This window comes from Acinetobacter sp. YH12200 (assembly GCF_013418175.1).
GTDB classification, from domain to species: domain Bacteria; phylum Pseudomonadota; class Gammaproteobacteria; order Pseudomonadales; family Moraxellaceae; genus Acinetobacter; species Acinetobacter pseudolwoffii.
Genome location: NZ_VPCO01000025.1, coordinates 13967 through 30374, shown reverse-complemented (window position 1 = coordinate 30374; position 16408 = coordinate 13967). Strand labels below are relative to the sequence as shown.

Annotated in this window: 13 protein-coding genes; 3 read left to right on the top strand and 10 right to left on the bottom strand. The window is 44.9% G+C overall.

All coding sequences use genetic code 11. The features are described 5' to 3' along the window. Positions 1-9: 9 nt before the first annotated feature. Positions 10-687 (top strand): type 1 glutamine amidotransferase domain-containing protein, encoded by a 678-nt coding sequence (locus tag FTU90_RS13710; RefSeq protein WP_180049442.1) that lies wholly within the window; start codon positions 10-12, stop codon positions 685-687. A gap of 86 nt (positions 688-773) precedes the next feature. Here FTU90_RS13710 and aliA read toward each other — a convergent pair whose 3' ends face one another. The 4 genes from aliA to badH all read right to left on the bottom strand — a co-directional run bounded on the left by aliA (position 774) and on the right by badH (position 5264). Then, positions 774-2429, bottom strand: a complete 1656-nt coding sequence (aliA, locus tag FTU90_RS13705) for a cyclohexanecarboxylate-CoA ligase (protein ID WP_180072879.1) — start codon at positions 2427-2429, stop codon at positions 774-776. 52 nt (positions 2430-2481) lie between these two features. Then, a complete protein-coding gene (gene aliB / locus FTU90_RS13700; RefSeq protein WP_180072877.1) occupies positions 2482-3639 on the bottom strand; it encodes a cyclohexanecarboxyl-CoA dehydrogenase in 1158 nt (385 codons plus the stop codon). 12 nt (positions 3640-3651) lie between these two features. Next, positions 3652-4434, bottom strand: coding sequence for a 2-ketocyclohexanecarboxyl-CoA hydrolase (badI, locus tag FTU90_RS13695; RefSeq protein ID WP_005096888.1), 783 nt, complete (start codon positions 4432-4434; stop codon positions 3652-3654). 62 nt (positions 4435-4496) lie between these two features. Next, a complete protein-coding gene (gene badH, locus FTU90_RS13690; protein ID WP_180072875.1) occupies positions 4497-5264 on the bottom strand; it encodes a 2-hydroxycyclohexanecarboxyl-CoA dehydrogenase in 768 nt (255 codons plus the stop codon). A 425-nt stretch (positions 5265-5689) separates the two neighbouring features. Here badH and FTU90_RS13685 point away from each other — a divergent pair, with 425 nt between their 5' ends. Beyond that, complete coding sequence (locus FTU90_RS13685; RefSeq protein ID WP_180072873.1) at positions 5690-6178, top strand: MarR family winged helix-turn-helix transcriptional regulator; 489 nt, start codon at positions 5690-5692, stop codon at positions 6176-6178. A gap of 81 nt (positions 6179-6259) precedes the next feature. Here the strand turns inward: FTU90_RS13685 and FTU90_RS13680 are convergent, their stop codons facing one another. Further along, on the bottom strand, positions 6260-7531 hold the full coding sequence (locus FTU90_RS13680) for an MFS transporter (protein ID WP_180072871.1): 1272 nt from the start codon (positions 7529-7531) through the stop codon (positions 6260-6262). A 332-nt stretch (positions 7532-7863) separates the two neighbouring features. Here FTU90_RS13680 and FTU90_RS13675 point away from each other — a divergent pair, with 332 nt between their 5' ends. Beyond that, positions 7864-9087, top strand: coding sequence for a CaiB/BaiF CoA-transferase family protein (locus FTU90_RS13675; RefSeq protein WP_005096893.1), 1224 nt, complete (start codon positions 7864-7866; stop codon positions 9085-9087). Between the two features lie 78 nt (positions 9088-9165). Here the strand turns inward: FTU90_RS13675 and FTU90_RS13670 are convergent, their stop codons facing one another. From FTU90_RS13670 to FTU90_RS13650, 5 genes are all read right to left on the bottom strand, one after another. Beyond that, positions 9166-10848 (bottom strand): AMP-binding protein, encoded by a 1683-nt coding sequence (locus FTU90_RS13670; RefSeq protein ID WP_180072869.1) that lies wholly within the window; start codon positions 10846-10848, stop codon positions 9166-9168. Positions 10849-10924: 76 nt separating this feature from the next. Then, the gene (locus FTU90_RS13665) at positions 10925-12421 is read right to left on the bottom strand and encodes an NAD(P)/FAD-dependent oxidoreductase (protein WP_005096896.1); all 1497 of its coding nucleotides are present in this window, start codon (positions 12419-12421) and stop codon (positions 10925-10927) included. Positions 12422-12436: 15 nt separating this feature from the next. Then, complete coding sequence (locus tag FTU90_RS13660) at positions 12437-13276, bottom strand: alpha/beta fold hydrolase (protein WP_005170949.1); 840 nt, start codon at positions 13274-13276, stop codon at positions 12437-12439. A gap of 135 nt (positions 13277-13411) precedes the next feature. Then, positions 13412-15214 carry an acyl-CoA dehydrogenase C-terminal domain-containing protein gene (locus tag FTU90_RS13655; RefSeq protein ID WP_180072867.1) on the bottom strand — a complete coding sequence of 601 codons (1803 nt, stop codon included), beginning with the start codon at positions 15212-15214 and terminating at the stop codon, positions 13412-13414. Positions 15215-15424: 210 nt separating this feature from the next. After that, complete coding sequence (locus FTU90_RS13650; RefSeq protein WP_005096900.1) at positions 15425-16405, bottom strand: nitronate monooxygenase family protein; 981 nt, start codon at positions 16403-16405, stop codon at positions 15425-15427. Between the last annotated feature and the right edge of the window lie 3 nt (positions 16406-16408).

The following is a 16408-nucleotide window of genomic DNA, read 5'->3' as shown; positions in this document are numbered from 1 at the left end:
GAAAATAACATGAAAATTCTGATCGTTCTGACTTCACATGACACGCTTGGCGATACCGGCAAGAAAACCGGATTTTGGCTGGAAGAGCTGGCTGCACCTTACTATAGCTTTGTTGACGCAGGTGCAGAGCTAATTCTGGCTTCTCCTGCGGGTGGCCAGCCGCCCTTAGACCCAAAAAGTAACGAACCGGATGCACAGACTGAAACCACCAAACGTTTTGAAGCAGATGAAGTGGCCATGCAGCAGCTTGCCAATACATATAAATTAAGTGAAGTCTTAAATCAGGATTTTGATGCCGTGTTCTATCCCGGTGGTCATGGTCCATTATGGGATCTAGCCGAAGACCAGAACTCTATTTCCTTGATTGAGCAGACTTTGCAGGCCAATAAACCTGTGGCATTGGTTTGTCATGCGCCGGGCGTACTTCGTGATGTTAAAGATGCTGAAGGTCGTTCGATTATAGAAGGCAAGACAGTTACTGGCTTTAGTAATAGCGAAGAAGACGGCGTGGGCCTGACCGCTATTGTGCCATTTTTAGTTGAAGACATGCTCAAAGAAAAAGCTGGCCAATATTCCAAAGCTGATGATTGGCAGGCTTATGTCCAAGAAGATGGTCTGCTCATTACCGGACAAAATCCTGCCTCTTCGGCTGCGACAGCTGAAGCTTTATTGAAGTTATTAAAATAACGCGATAAATCAATTTAAGGTTTGGCTTCCCATTTCAATCTATAGCAAAAACTCCTGAATATATTTCAGGAGTTTATCTTTAACGATCAATTGGCTGAGGCAAGATGACTGGCCAGCAGTTCACGAAGTTTAAACTTCTGGATTTTTCCAGACGGCGTCATTGGAATATCTTCCCAAATCTCCAGGCGTTCTGGAATATATTGCATCGCGAGATTATGGGTTTTTAAAAAGTTGACGATATCATTCAGTTCTAATGGCTGACTTGGATCTTTAAGCTTGATAATCGCACAGGCTCTTTCACCAAGTCGTTCATCGGCATAAGCCACCAGCGCCACGACGGCGATATTCGGATGCTTATACAGCAGAGATTCAATTTCTGCGACCGGAATATTTTCTCCACCGCGAATGATTACATCTTTTTTACGTCCCCATATCCGGATATAGCCTTGCTCATCCTGATAGGCAATATCTCCGGTATCAAACCAGTCATCTGCATCGGTATCATTTAAATGTGCACGTTTTAAATAACCGCCAAAACTTGAACAGGCACGAATCATTAAGCGTCCCGGCTCATTCAGCGGTTTAATTTCTCCCGCTTTATTGACGATTTTGATCTCTACACCGGGCAAAGCAATCCCATCCGTATTAAAGGAACGTTCATCCTCATCTTCAGGTCGTGTGGTGGTAATTGCGCCGCACTCGGTCATGCCCCAAGCAGAAATCACTTTGACACCTAAGGTTTCCCGTGCTTTTTGTACCAATGAGCCTGGAATCGGTGCACCTGCACACAAGAAGGTTTTCAGGCTGCTGACCTGATTCTGCTGCTCCGCAACGGTGGTAGACAGGTCATTCAGGAATGGTGTGGACGCCATGGTGAAACTGACCTGATGCTGGTGAATTAAATCGACAGCTTGTGACACATCCCAGACATCTTGCAACACCACTTTGGCATTCAGTTCAATCGGCATCATCAGGCCATACATAAAGCCGGTTTGATGCGCCATCGGTGAGGCCATGAGTACCACATCATTTTGATTTAAATGTAGCCGTTCTGCATAGGGAACAATATTGGAAAATAAAGTGTTGGCGGTATGCATCACCCCTTTCGGCTCACCGGTAGTGCCTGAGGTAAAAATCAGCTGGGTAATATCATCAGGACGAGCTTCAAGCTGATCTAGGTTTGTAACGGCGGAAGAATCTTGCTCAAGACCATGATTGACCAAAACGCGATCAAAATTATTCTCTTCAAGACCATTGACCACCACCACATGTTGCAAGGTCTCAATTTTAGTCTTTAAGCGATTTGCCAGCTGTTCATGATCAAAATTACGGAAGCTTTTTGGTACGATAAATACTTTGGCTTCACCATGTTTCAGCATGAATTCCAGTTCCCGTTCTCGGAAAATCGGCATCAATGGATTCAGTACGGCGCCGATGCGGCTACAGGCCAGATACAGCAAGGTAAATTCCCACCAGTTCGGCAACTGACACGAGACCACATCATTTTTAGCCACACCCAATTGCTTTAAACCTAAAGCAATTTTATTGGTCATGTTCCAGAGATCCTGATAGCTAAACACTTGCTCCGTTTGATCTTCCACTTTAAAACTGACCAGTGCGGTTTTATCTGGATTCTTGTCGATGGTCTGACGCAGAGAATCAATAATGGTTTTATTTAACCAGTAGCCATCTTTCAGCATCTTCTCTTTTCTGGAAGCTATAAGAACCGCATCGAATTCCATTCGTTCACTCCTAATTTTAATTATATGGGCTGAGTCTTTACTGAATAATGCACTAAGCCGGAACAGCCTTTCGACCTGCTTTTTTACGCGCAATAATAGTTTTCATAATTTGTGCAGTACCATCGCCAATCTGGAAACCCAGTACATCGCGCATGCGCTGTTCCATGACACCACGATCATATCCGGCATGACCAAAGGTCAGCAAACATTGATGAATTACATCATAGGCCAGCTTCGGTCCCCACCATTTACACATTCCAGCCTCGGAGGTGTGTGGCAGATGATTGTCTTTCAGCCATAAGGTTTGCAGACAGAGTAAACGTGCGGCTTCTACCTGAGTTTCATACTCGGCCAATGGATGTGACACCCCTTGAAAAGCGCTTAAGGGCTGGCCAAAGGCTTCACGTTGCGCTGCATATTCCCAGGCTTCATCCAGACTGACACGAGCCACGGCCAAAACCTGTAAACCAATCAAGGCACGTGAAAAGTCAAAGCCTTGCATGACCTGCACAAAGCCTTTGTTTTCATCACCGAGACGATGATTGACCGGTACACGGACATTATCAAAGAAGATTGAACCGCGACCAATGGCACGTTGCCCATGACAATCAAAACGCGTGGTGCTAATGCCCGGTAAATCCATTGGAACCAGAAGTGCTGTCACGCCATGTGCGCCGTCTTCATTGGCACCGGTACGGCCAAATACCACCGATGCATCGGCCTGATCGGCAGCCGAAATCGAAGTCTTTTCGCCATTAATGATATATTCATCGCCGTCACGTTCGATTTTTAAACGCAGGTTGGCAGCATCTGAACCGCCACGCGGCTCGGTCAAGGCAATCGAAAAAATTGCTTCACCGGCGGTCAGTTTCTTCAGCCACGGTTCAACCACTTCGGGTTGACCATGTTCCGCCAGAATCTGGCCATTTAGCGAAGCGAGCAGATTGATATAGGAAAAACTTAAATCCGCTTTGGCTACCGCTTCATGAATAATGCCTGCTGCCAGACGTCCCATGCCTTGGCCGCCATATTGTTCCGGAAGTTCCGGTGCAATAAAGCCCATCTCTCCCATTTTTTTGACCAGATCACGATCAAACACCCGACTTTGATCGCGTTCTAAAAAACCGGGGGCAATATATTTTTGCGCAAACTTTTCAGCAGTTTCTGCTAAAAACTCTAAGTCTTCCGTAATATAAGGATTTTTAGTCATGCTGTATCTTCCTTATTTATAAAATTTACGAAATTCAGGCTGGCGCTTTTCTTTGAGTGCATTGACGCCTTCACGCGATTCTTCCGTGTCGTAATACAGTTTTAGTGCATACATGCCCATGCCGGCAATCCCCGCCTGATGTGCGGTATCCATATTGAAGCTACGTTTGGCAATGGCGATGGCTGTCGGACTACGCCGACAGATTTCTTCGGCCCAAGCCTGTACTTCAGCATCAAGTTGATCGGCAGGCACACATTTATTGGCAAGACCCATTGCAACCGCTTCTTGGCCCGTATAGCGACGGCACATATACCAGATTTCACGGGCTTTTTTCTCACCGACTACACGTGCTAAATACGCTGTGCCATAACCCGGATCGACTGAACCCATTTTCGGGCCCACCTGACCAAAAATGGCATTCTCTGAACAAATGGTCAGATCGCAAATGGTGGCTAATACGTTTCCACCACCTATCGCATAACCTTGTACACGAGCGATCACCGGTTTAGGCACATCACGCATTGCCGTATGTAATTCTTCCATCGGCAAACCAATGGTGCCACGGCCATCATAGTTTCCATCATGCGCGGATTGATCCCCGCCGGTACAGAAAGCACGATCACCGGCGCCAGTCAGTACAATCGCACCGACTTCACGGTCATAGCCGGCCTTGTTTAAGGCTTTGATTAATTCATCACAGGTCGTACCACGAAAGGCATTCATTTTTTCTGGACGGTTAATCGTAATCCATGCCACACCGTTTTTTACTTCGTATAAGATATCTTCAAAAATCATTGTTATTACTTCCTGTATTTCTCTGTCTGACTTTATTTTCCATATTTTCTAGCAGTTTTTGCTTAACCACTCATGGTTAAACCACCCGAAACACTGAGTACTTGTCCAGTAATAAAACTGGCATCATCACTTAAAAAGAAGGCAATCGAAGAGGCTAAATCTTCAGGTTGACCTAAACGACCGAGTGGAATAGCACGAGTGAAAGCCTCACGTAATTTTTCTGGATTCGATGCACCTTCGGTGACACCTGCCAGTAAGGCTGTATCGGTTGGTCCCGGACAAATCACATTAATTTTAATGTTATGACGAGAATGTTCACGGGCCAGTGTTTTTGAGAATGAAAGCAGTCCGCCCTTACATGCAGCATAAACCGCTTCACCTGAAGAACCGACTCGGGCAGCATCAGAGGCAATATTGACAATACTGCCAGAATTGCGCTCGACCATACCTTTCAGAACGGCAAAGTGCATATTCAGCATACCGACCAGATTGATCTGAATCAGTTTTTCCCATTCTTGCGGATTGGTTTTGATAAAAGGTTTGAAAATATCCCAACCGGCATTATTGACCAGTCCATCAATCGGCCCAAGCTCGGCTTCTACTTGCTGTACAGCCTGCTCGACCACATCGCGATCGGTAATATCACACTGCACCGCCAAAGCTTGATTATTGTGCTGATTAATGTCCTGAGCCAACTGTTCAGCGGCTGCAATATTCATATCAAAAATCGCAACTTTGGCACCTTCTTCCGCCAGACGGCGACAGGTTGCCGAACCAATTCCACCTGCGCCACCAGTCACGATGATTACTTTGTCCTTTAAGCCTTTCATTTAGCTCTCCCTGGTATATTTTTATCTGATTCTGATTAACTATTGTTCATATATCGCCTGTTCTCACTAAAATAGGATTAGAATATTTTTATGTCAATATATTTACATAAATTAAAATTAAATATTTATTTAATCATTTAATATCAATAAATTAATTTTTTAATAGAATAAATACATTGACATATATTGGCTTTGATCTTAACGTTTAGCATTAAAACACAGGCATGCGACAGCATAAAGAAAGATGTTAGAACGCTTACAAAACCCAGAGAATGGAATGCTAAAAATGTAGACAATAAGCAACCTAAGCCTATATCGAACGTCTCCTCATCATAGAGCGATATAAACCGGAATTTGATTTCTAGCAGATACCTTTTAGGTATAATGCTTCTTATTTAAACGCTTTGATCAGGGTGATCTTTAAAATGAGTGCTGCTCTACCAGGTAATTATGATCAATCTTTGTACTCTGCCCACAATAGACTTTTTTTTAGACTGTTTCAGGTGGGGAATACGCTGGATCGCAAATGCTCGAATGAACTGGGAATTTCTCCTGTGCATTGGGCGGTATTGGGTGCCTTGTCTCGGCCACGAGTGCAATCCGGAATGTCCTTTTCTGACCTGACCGAATATCTTGGCGTGAGTCGTCAAAATCTGGATGCTGTTCTAAAACGGCTGGAACGCGATGGGCTGGTGCAACGCATTATTAGTGAACATGATCGACGTGCAAAGAATGTCGCCCTGACCAGCGAAGGCCTTAAAACCTGGGATAGTCTGCAAGATGATTTCTTTAATTTTTATGGACAGGCATTAAACACTTTAGCTTTTGATGATGTCATTACACTGATTCATCTTCTCAATAAAGTAAATGATGGTTTAAAAAGTATTTATCTGCATCAACAAACAGATCAATAATAAAAAATAGAAATACGGTTTTAAAAGATGTAGATAAAAATGAGCCTGTATCCAGGCTCATTTTTTTGCATTTAAATTAATTTAGGCCTTTTGAGGATCGTATTGACGGTCTTTGATAAAGATCCCGGATACAGCACCACATAAGAAATATGCACCGCCCATAATCAGGAAGCCCAAACCGATAGAGCCACCACTTGCAGCCGCCCCGATAATTGCAGGTGCAAACATGGCGCCAATACGCCCGGCATTATAAGCACCACCAACCGCAGTACCACGAATCGGGGTTGCAAAGCTTTCGGTCATGTAGGTGGCATTAATCGCATAAGGAATACCGTACAGGAAACCAAAGAAAATCAGCAGATAGGCAATATTGTCAGGGCTATTAAACAGTACAATCACCGGCAGGAAGATCGCTGTGCCAATAGCACCAAAGGCAAAGACAAAACGGCGTCCTAAACGGTCTGCTGCAAAGCCAGCCAGAACCTTGCCGAAAATCATGGCGACATAAGTCCCAATCATATAACCTGCCATCGATTTAAAATCCATATGTAATTCAGATTCTAGATAGGCCGGCATCCAGTTGTTGACGCCGTAATAACCAAACTGTAAAAAGCCAGCGGTTAAAATCCACAGGATAAACATTCTGCGGTTTCTAGGATCGGCAAAAATTTCCTTGGTGGTACTTTTTTTAACAGGTCGATTTGCCGTTACATCTGCAGGCGCATATAAACGTTGCAGTCTGGCCCGCTGCCAAGACTCTGGTTCTGGCACCAGTTTCTGGATAAAAAATGCCATGGCGGCTGGAATAATCGCGACAAAGAACAGCATCCGCCAGCCGTAGTCTGGAATAATCCAGCCAGCAAGCAAGGTCGCCACAATATAACCGACTGTCCAGCCTGCCTGTAAGGTTCCCAAGACTGTTGTCCGATATTCAGTAGGTACATATTCTGCCATCAATGTATTGGCTGCAATATATAAAGCGCCAATTCCGAATGCAGACAGAAAGCGTAATAGCGCGAACTGTTCAAAATTCTGGGTAAAACCCAGTGCCGCAGTCAATGTAGAAAAAATCAGGATGGAAATGACCACGGTGCGTACCCGGCCTAAATGGTCACAGGCCCAACCGCCCATAAATCCGCCAATGGCCATCCCGGCCAAAGTGAAACTTCCCAGTGCTCCTGCCTGTAAATTGCTTAAGCCAAACTCAGCTTTGAGACTGTTCAAGCTAAATGACAGCAATAACATGTCTGCGCCATCGACCAGTAAGGCCAGAAAAGCAAATATAAAGGCAATTTGCTGGGTTCTTTTGGTCGTGGGCTTGATTTTTCCTAATTCTGTTGCGAGATCCGTCATTGTAAATATCCTTGTTATTGCTTATTTCGTATTGATGTTTTAATTGCCATCTTGCACATAGACGGGTTGCTACAAATGCAATCCTGACAATTTTTAGCTCCTGTTTTTCTTGGTTTCTCTGAGAGATTTTCAGATCTCCTTTTATTTTTGCTGTTCCTGTCGAGCCCAATCAAGGTAATTAAGATAAGTTGAATTTTCAACAATATTTGATATTAAGTTTTGTTATACGAAATTAGTTATCGCTAATTTGATTATTAAATCATTTTAAGATATTTTGATATGAGGATTAGAAATTAGATGATATTGAATACAATAAAACAGGGAGTGTAAGGATGGGTGCTTTAACAGGCTTTCGCGTACTGGATTTAAGCCGTATTTTAGCCGGCCCGTGGTGCAGTCAAATTTTGGCCGATTTAGGCGCCGAAGTGATTAAAATTGAAAAACCTAATCACGGGGATGACACGCGAATCTGGGGCCCGCCCTGGCTAAAAAATGACAAGCAGGAAGATACGCATGAATCGGCATATTATCTTTCTGCCAACCGCGGTAAACATTCAGTTGCCGTGGATCTGTCTACGCCTGAAGGTCAAGAGATCATTAAAAAAATTGCCCAGCAAAGTGATGTGGTCATCGAGAATTATAAAGCGGGTTCTCTAAAAAAATATGGTCTGGATTATGAAAGTCTGAGTCAGTTAAATCCGCGTCTGGTGTACTGTTCAATTACCGGCTTTGGTCAGAACGGCCCACGTGCACACGAACCAGGTTATGATTTTATTATTCAGGGCATGGGTGGCATGATGAGCGTCACCGGTGAACGCGATGACTTGCCGGGAGGCGGCCCGCAAAAAGCCGGTCTGGCTTTTGCTGACCTGACCACCGGTTTATATTCTGCAATTGCCATTCAGGCGGCATTATTGTCGCGGGAAAAAACCGGTGAAGGCCAGCATATCGATATGGCACTGCTGGATACCCAGGTGGCTTCCCTCTCCGTTCTGGCAATGAATTATCTGACTTCAGACAAAGTGCCGGGCCGCTTTGGAAATGCGCATGCCAATATTGTGCCTTATCAGGTGTTTAAGGCACAGCAAGGTGAGTTTATTATCGCCTGTGGCAATGACCTGCAATTCAAGGCCTTGTGTCAGGCAGTGGGCTTGGCTGAGGTCGCCGAAGATCCTCGTTTCCTAAAAAATTCAGGACGGGTGATGCATCGTGAAGAGCTGACCACAGTGCTACAGGCACATTTCTATAAGCAACCCGCACAAACCTGGGTGGATCTGATTCATGCAGTCAAAGTTCCGGTTGGTATGATTAATAACCTGAAGCAGACTCTGAAAGAAGAACAGGTATTGGCACGTGAGATGGTCATCCAGATGCCACACACTTTACGTGAAGATTACACCTCGATTGGCTCACCGATTAAACTTTCCAAGACCCCGGTAGAGTATAAAAAAGCGCCACCCTGTTTAGGTGAAGATACCGATGTAGTCTTAAGCCAGTTTTTAAGCCCGGATGAAATAGATGAGCTGAAAAGCAAAAAAGTCATCCAGCAGCGATAAGCTAGCAAGCAATAAAAAAGGAATCTTTATGATTCCTTTTTTATTTTCACCGTAATTAGCCAGATTTTCTATTCTTTTTTAACAGGCTTTGGTATTGGGCTGAACAGTTCGAGGCAGTTCACGACGCAAAATTTTGCCGACCGTAGACTTTGGCAATTCAGATACGAATTCTATATATTTTGGCATTTTATAACTGGTCAGTTGCTGTTTCAGGAAAGCCATGACCTCGTCCTGAGTCAGGTTGGCGTCCTGTTTCACAATAAATGCCTTGGGTACCTGTCCGGATTTTTCATCCTCAATCCCGATCACGGCACATTCCAGTATTTTGGGATGTTTGGACAGTACGCCTTCCAGCTCATTCGGATAGACATTAAAACCGGAAACCAGAATCATGTCCTTTTTACGGTCTAGAATGGTGATATAACCCTGCTCATCCATACAGCCGATATCGCCTGTCAGAAAGAAGCCGTCTTTCGTAAATGCCTGAGCCGTTGCTTCCGGTTGCTGCCAGTAACCTTTCATCACCTGAGGTCCTCGAATGGCGATTTCTCCAGCCTGCTGAAACTCAACCGGCTTGGCCTCATCGTTTAAAATCAGGATTTCAGTTCCTGCCAGTGGCAAACCAATGGTGCCACTAAAGCGTCGGCTCAGCGGTGGATTAAAGGTCGCAGTAGGTGATGTTTCAGAAAGTCCATAACCTTCATAAATCTGGCAGCCTGTGATTTCATGCCATAACTCGGCAGTGCTTTTTAAAATAGACGATCCACCACCTGTGGTGGTTTTAAGACGTGAATGATCCAGCTCACGAAATCGAGGATGATGTCCCAGCGCGTTAAACATGGTATTCACGCCCGGAAAAACAGTCGGTGGGTGTTTCTGATATTGATCCAGCAAAGCATCCAGATCTCTCGGGTTCGGAATCAGGACATTGGCGAAACCGCGACTCAAACCATAACTGAACAGGCAGATAGTAAAACCATAAATGTGATACAGCGGTAAGGCACAGAACACATATTCATCTTCGGTAGCATAGCGATCTCCGAAATGACTGATAAAGACCGTACTGTTCTGCGCGATATTAAAAAGAATATTGCGATGGCTCAGTTCAGCACCTTTGGATACACCCGTTGTTCCACCGGTATATTGCAGAATGACCGTATCTTTCTGATGCTGTACAGGCGTCTTGAAATCGATCGTTTCGACTTGATCAATCGCCTGTTTAAAGTCAAAAAACCGTTTATCTGGATATTCTGCAGCCTGACGAGAAACTGTCACGGGCTGATCCTGAATAAAATCCATCGGATGCGTTGAAATCACATATTTGAGTGCAGGACATTCATCTAGTGCTGTTAATTGCTCCAAAGTCTGTCCCAGAATAATCAAGGCTTCTGCCCCTGAATCCTGTAGCTGATGATACAGCTCGCGCTGAGTGTACATCGGATTGACATTGACCAGCACATAACCGGCACGAATAATGGCAAAGGTCGCAATCGGGTACTGAATAATATTCGGCAACATTACTGCAATACGGCCACCAGCTGCCAGCCCCAACTCCTGCAAATAGGTGGCGAATTTCTGGCTATATACGTCGATGTCTTTATAGCTGAACTTGCGATTCCGATAGATAAATGCAGTTTTATCCTGAAATTTAACTAAATTATCAGCAATCGTCATGCTCAGGGTTTTCTCGGGATCTGGCCGGGTAAATTCCGGATTGATATTCCACTTTTTATATTCTTCCATCCATAGCTGATTTTTCATTACAGCACTCCTATCTTTGCTTTAAATTTATTTCGTATTGTTAAAACTCTAAGGTTTCAATTTTCCTAGCAGGCTTTTACACCAGTTTTTGCTGCATTTGCTCCAGATACTGGTAGTGATAACCGCTACGAATAAAATGCTGATTTTTATTTCTGAATGAATGCGCATAATCTGGCCAGACCAGAGTCAACTTGCGGCTGACCGGATCCAGATACCAGCTTTTACAGCTTTCCGATAGCCAGACACTGCCTTGAGACAGTTGCTGCAGCTCCTGCATATAACTATTTTCAGCATGCTGATCAGCCTCGAAAACCTGAATCTGATTCAGCTCAAAAAATTGCAAGGCATCCAGCACCAGATCAAATTGGGTTTCCAGAAAATAAAGCGCTGAATTATGACCACTGCCGGTATTGGGTCCATTCAGGATGAACAGGTTTGGAAAATTATGTACGGTCGTTGACTGATAGCCCTGCATGCCGCTAGACCATTGTTGTTCCAGACTTAGGCCATGTTTACCGACGACCTTTGCCGCATAAGGTGGACGTGCTGCTTCAAACCCAGTGGCAAATACAATGATATCTGCAGGAAATTCATGGCCGGATTTGCTTATTACGCCATCTTGGCTTACTTCTGCCAAGGCCGAGTCTTCAAGCGTGACATGCGCTTTTAAAAAGGTTGGATAATAATCATTAGAGAGCAATAAGCGCTTGCAACCCGGCTCATAATGCGGAGTGAGTTTATGCTGTAACTCAGGGTCTGAAATCTGATGTTTTAAAAATTGCAGACAATTTTTCTTGACCCGCTCGATCTGGCTTTTCAGATTACGACGCTGGGCAAAATTGTATTCATTGCCCCAGAACAACGAGTGTCTGAGTGCTGACATACTGTCCGGATCTTTGCGGAAAAGCTGTTTTTCTGACTCAGAATAAGCCCGGTCTGGCCGCGGTAATATATATGGCGCACTACGTTGCAAGACGGTCAGGCTTTTGGCCATTTTGGCAATTTCCGGCACAAGCTGAACTGCTGAAGCTCCAGAACCGACCACAACCACGCGCTGATTATCCAGATTCAGCTGATGATTCCAGCGCGCGGAATGCATGACCTGGCCCTGAAATTCTGCCAGACCCGGAATTTGCGGGAGATGTTCATCCGCAAGATGTCCGGTTGCTGTGATTAAAATTTCTGCCTGATACAGACCTTGAGAAGTCTGAATTTCCCAGATACGTGCTTTGGCATTCCAGCTAGCTTTTTCCAGTTGAGTTTGAAAGTCGATATGTGGCCGGATATTTTCCTGATCACAGCACTGGATTAAATAACGCTGAATTTCTGCTCCTTGCGGAAAGACACGCGACCAGTCCGGATTTTTAATAAAAGAAAAAGAATATAAATGAGATGGCACATCACAGGCGACACCGGGATAGGTATTATCACGCCATGTTCCACCGACTTCTGCGGCACGTTCAATGATTTTAAAGTCGTGAATGCCCTGCTGTTTCAGACGGATTGCCATGCCCAAACCACCGAAACCGCTGCCTACGATTAAAATCTTGCTGCGCTGTACTGGAGCTTGCATTATTTTTCTCCTGTTTTAAGGCATCGACGGCTGGATTTTTTGATTTGCCGGATACTGCTGTGGATGCTGGCTAAACTGGTTCACCAGTTGCAGCACTTCTGCAGGCGCTTCGATATACAGTGCGTGTCCCGACGCAATTTCGATATAACGACTGTCCTGTATTGAGGCAAACAGCAGCTTTGCTTGAGCCAGAGGTATCATGCGGTCTTCATGGCAAGCGACGATTAAGGTCTCCGCACAAATGTCCGGCAAGATCGAGGTAATATCAATGCGATAATTCAGTTCACGTTGTTTGGCTGCATCTTGGGAAGGTTTAACAAAGCGTGCCAGATCAAGCACCTGTTGTTCGCTACGGGCACATAGATAATCATCGCTATACAGGCAATAATTGACAAAATGCGGCAAGGCAGCGGATTGTTCATTAAATAACTGTTGCCAGATGCTTGTCCGCAGTTGCTGCACCGAGCTGGTCTTTGCCCAACCGGCTAACAGAATCAAGCGCGCTACGCGCTGTTTGAGACTCGCGGCGACTTGTGCAGCAATCACGGCACCGAGTGAATAACCTACGACTGTAATAGTTTCATCTTCTGCAACTGCATGCTGAATCAGTGCTTCGACCTGCTGGCTGAAATCGCTAATCGCCAGATCAGCTTTATCAGGTGTGTGCAAATCAATTGATAACACCCGCTGATGCATGCCCAGCATCGGAAAAATATAACTAAAATGCTTGTCGGTATTTCCACCTGTGCCATGAATCAGAATAATGCTGGGAAATGCAGAACGCTGTCCGACTTCGTGATAGTTAAGTTGCAAATCAGCATAAGGAAACTGTCGAGTAATCACGTCTAAATCCATATAGACTCCTGATCTTGTTGTTTTATAGTCTGTTCAACCGCAGAGAAAAAAACTGATATTGAATACAGTTGAGATGCAAAACGGGTTATTAAAAAAAGACCCACGATCAAGAGAGGCGATCGTGGGTCAAAAGGTTTAATCGAATTTGAACTCTTCAGCTTCAAGCAGGAACAGGCTTTCACCACCCGCTAGAATATTGGCAGTATGCGTTGCAGTTCTTGGTAAAATCCGTGCAAAGAAGAATTGTGCAGTTTTGATTTTTGCTGCATAGAACGGATCGGTATGACCTTGTTCAATTTTCTGCTGTGCCGTAATCGCCATTTTTAGCCATAAATAAGCCGACACCACATAACCGGAGAAATATAAATAATCGACTGAGGCCGCACCAATTTCATTGACAGACTGTTGTGCCTGAGTCTGAATGGTTTTGGTGAGCTCCAGCCACTGTTCGGTTAGCTGGCTGACTTGTGCAACTTGCTGGCTTAATTGGGCATGTTGCTGATGATCTTTCACATAAGCCTGAATCTCATCGGTCAATGCAGTCAGCAAGCCAAGCTTTGAACCCAGAACTTTACGCGCCAATAAATCAATCGACTGAATTTCAGTGGTGCCTTCATAAAGGCTGGCAATACGTGCATCACGGGCAATCTGCTCCATGCCATGCTCGGTAATATAACCGTGACCACCGAAGACCTGCATACCATGCTTCGCCGCTTCCACGCCTGTTTCAGTCATGAGTGCTTTGGCAATTGGGGTGAGTAATGCCAGACGGTCTTCAGCTGCTTTTTTCTCATCGGGATTATCGGTTGCTTCAGCAATATCGGCATAGGTCGCCAGATAATAGGCCAGCGCACGTGAACCTTCTGCAAATACCTTTTGAGTCAGCAGCATGTTACGTACAGCCGGATGCACAATAATTGGATCTGCTGGCTGGTTGGGCGCCTTGGCACCTTCCAAAGAACGCATGGCCAGACGGTCTTTGGCATAAGCCAATGCGCCCTGATAAGAAGATTCTGCTGCTGCCAGACCCTGAATCGCTGTACCAATACGCGCCGAGTTCATAAAGGTAAACATGCAGTTCAGGCCGCGGTTTTCAGGCCCGATCAGAAAACCTTTGGCATTGTCAAAATTCAGTACACAAGTCGCATTCCCGTGAATCCCCATTTTGTGTTCAAGCGCGCTGCAGACCACGCCATTACGCGAAGCCACATTGCCCGCTTCATCCAAATTGTATTTCGGCACGATAAACAGCGAAATACCTTTGGTACCGGCAGGCGCATCGGGTAAACGTGCCAGTACGATATGTACAATATTTTCAGCCAGGTCATGTTCACCGGCAGATATAAAGATTTTCTCACCGCTGATGCTATAGCTACCGTCTTCATTTGACACAGCTTTGGTACGAATCAGGCCAAGATCAGAGCCGGCATGAGATTCAGTCAAGCACATGGTTCCAGTCCAGCGGCCTGCAATTAAAGGTACCAGGAATTTCTGTTTCTGTTCATCGCTACCGTGGTGCTCTAAAGTACGCATGGCACCATGGGACAGGCCTGGGTACATGCCCCAAGACCAGTTCGTTGCGGTAATAATTTCAGAAATGGCAATACGGTATAAGGTCGGGAAGCCCTGACCGCCATATGCTTCGTCACCAGTTAATGAGGTAAAGCCGAGTTCTACATATTTGTCATAAGCTGCTTTAAACCCATCCGGGGTGGTTACGACGCCATCCTGCAAACGGCAACCCTGCTGGTCGCCTGTCGCATTAATCGGTAGAAGTTCGTTTTGGCAAAAGTCCGCAGCGACTTCCAGATATTGCTCCATAATATCCATAGAAACCTTGTCTGCGAATTTTGCATAGCCCTGATATTTCTGTTCAACGTTTAACAGGTCTTTCAGGACAAACTTCATGTCTTTTAATGGCGCAATATAATTTCTCATCGTAATTCCCTTGTATGAGTTCTAATTTGTATATTTATGACAATTAATTTCATAATACGAAATTATGTTTTAAATCCACTATAATATAATTTAAAGAATAAAATCTAGTCATTCGATGAAATTTCCCATTTAAAAATAAAAAATATACAGGATGAAAAAAGCCATTCATGGTGGAATGGCTTTTCTATTCAGCGACTTCACTAAAGTTGATTAACGTGGAAAAAATTGAGCTAAACGTTGCTGAACAATCTGCTCTGCCTCCTGCATGATATTTTCGATCAGCGCCTGACAAGTCGGAATGTCATGAATCAATCCCATCACTTGACCTGCAGTCAGTACACCAGCATCAATATCGCCATTTTCTAAAGCGAGCTTGCCTTTTAAACCGCTGACATAGGGACGAATCTGTTCAAATTGCAGGTTTGGATCTTCACTCATTTTCACCACAAGATCAGATACCGCATTTTTGGCAACACGGGCAGTATTCCTGAACTGTCGATACAGCAGATGTGTCGCCCTTTCATCATTATCGACATAGAACTGTTTGATGTTTGAATGGATCGGCGCTTCCTTAGTGGCACAAAAGCGTGTACCCATATTGATGCCTTCAGCACCTAAAGCCAAAGCTGCGACCAGACCACGGCCATCAGCAAAACCGCCACTGGCCACAATCGGCACAGTAAGCTGATCCGCAGCGGCAGGAATTAAAATCAGGCCAGGAATATCGTCTTCACCCGGATGGCCCGCACATTCAAAACCATCAATCGAAATGATATCCGCACCGATTCTTTGTGCTGAAAGCGCATGACGGACGGAAGTACATTTATGAATGACAATAATGCCGTGTTGCTTAAACGCCTCAATATGTTCATGTGGCTTGTTGCCTGCTGTTTCTACGATTTTGATACCGCTTTCAATGATCGCCTGTCGGTATTCTGCATATGGCGGCGGATTCACAGCGGGCAATAAAGTCAGATTGACCGCAAAAGGCTGATCGGTCATTTCTCGGCAGCGGGCAATTTCCTTGACCAAGGCTTCAGGCGTCGGTTGAGTCAATGCCGTTAATGTTCCCAAGCCACCTGCATTAGATACGGCACTGGCCATTTCTGCGGTACCGACCCACATCATGCCGCCCTGAATAATTGGATAGCGAATGCCTAAAAGCTCGGTAATACGGGTCTGAATTTTCATAAA

Excerpts from the sequence above, each read along its gene's own strand:
- badH (WP_180072875.1), bottom strand. The coding sequence starts at position 5,264 with ATGAAAGGCTTAAAGGACAAAGTAATCATCGTGACTGGTGGCGCAGGT.
- FTU90_RS13665 (WP_005096896.1), bottom strand. The coding sequence starts at position 12,421 with ATGCAAGCTCCAGTACAGCGCAGCAAGATTTTAATCGTAGGCAGCGGT.
- aliB (WP_180072877.1), bottom strand. The coding sequence starts at position 3,639 with ATGACTAAAAATCCTTATATTACGGAAGACTTAGAGTTTTTAGCAGAA.
- FTU90_RS13670 (WP_180072869.1), bottom strand. The coding sequence starts at position 10,848 with ATGAAAAATCAGCTATGGATGGAAGAATATAAAAAGTGGAATATCAAT.
- aliA (WP_180072879.1), bottom strand. The coding sequence starts at position 2,429 with ATGGAATTCGATGCGGTTCTTATAGCTTCCAGAAAAGAGAAGATGCTG.
- FTU90_RS13710 (WP_180049442.1), top strand. The coding sequence starts at position 10 with ATGAAAATTCTGATCGTTCTGACTTCACATGACACGCTTGGCGATACC.
- FTU90_RS13650 (WP_005096900.1), bottom strand. The coding sequence starts at position 16,405 with ATGAAAATTCAGACCCGTATTACCGAGCTTTTAGGCATTCGCTATCCA.
- FTU90_RS13675 (WP_005096893.1), top strand. The coding sequence starts at position 7,864 with ATGGGTGCTTTAACAGGCTTTCGCGTACTGGATTTAAGCCGTATTTTA.
- FTU90_RS13685 (WP_180072873.1), top strand. The coding sequence starts at position 5,690 with ATGAGTGCTGCTCTACCAGGTAATTATGATCAATCTTTGTACTCTGCC.
- badI (WP_005096888.1), bottom strand. The coding sequence starts at position 4,434 with ATGATTTTTGAAGATATCTTATACGAAGTAAAAAACGGTGTGGCATGG.
- FTU90_RS13680 (WP_180072871.1), bottom strand. The coding sequence starts at position 7,531 with ATGACGGATCTCGCAACAGAATTAGGAAAAATCAAGCCCACGACCAAA.
- FTU90_RS13655 (WP_180072867.1), bottom strand. The coding sequence starts at position 15,214 with ATGAGAAATTATATTGCGCCATTAAAAGACATGAAGTTTGTCCTGAAA.
- FTU90_RS13660 (WP_005170949.1), bottom strand. The coding sequence starts at position 13,276 with ATGGATTTAGACGTGATTACTCGACAGTTTCCTTATGCTGATTTGCAA.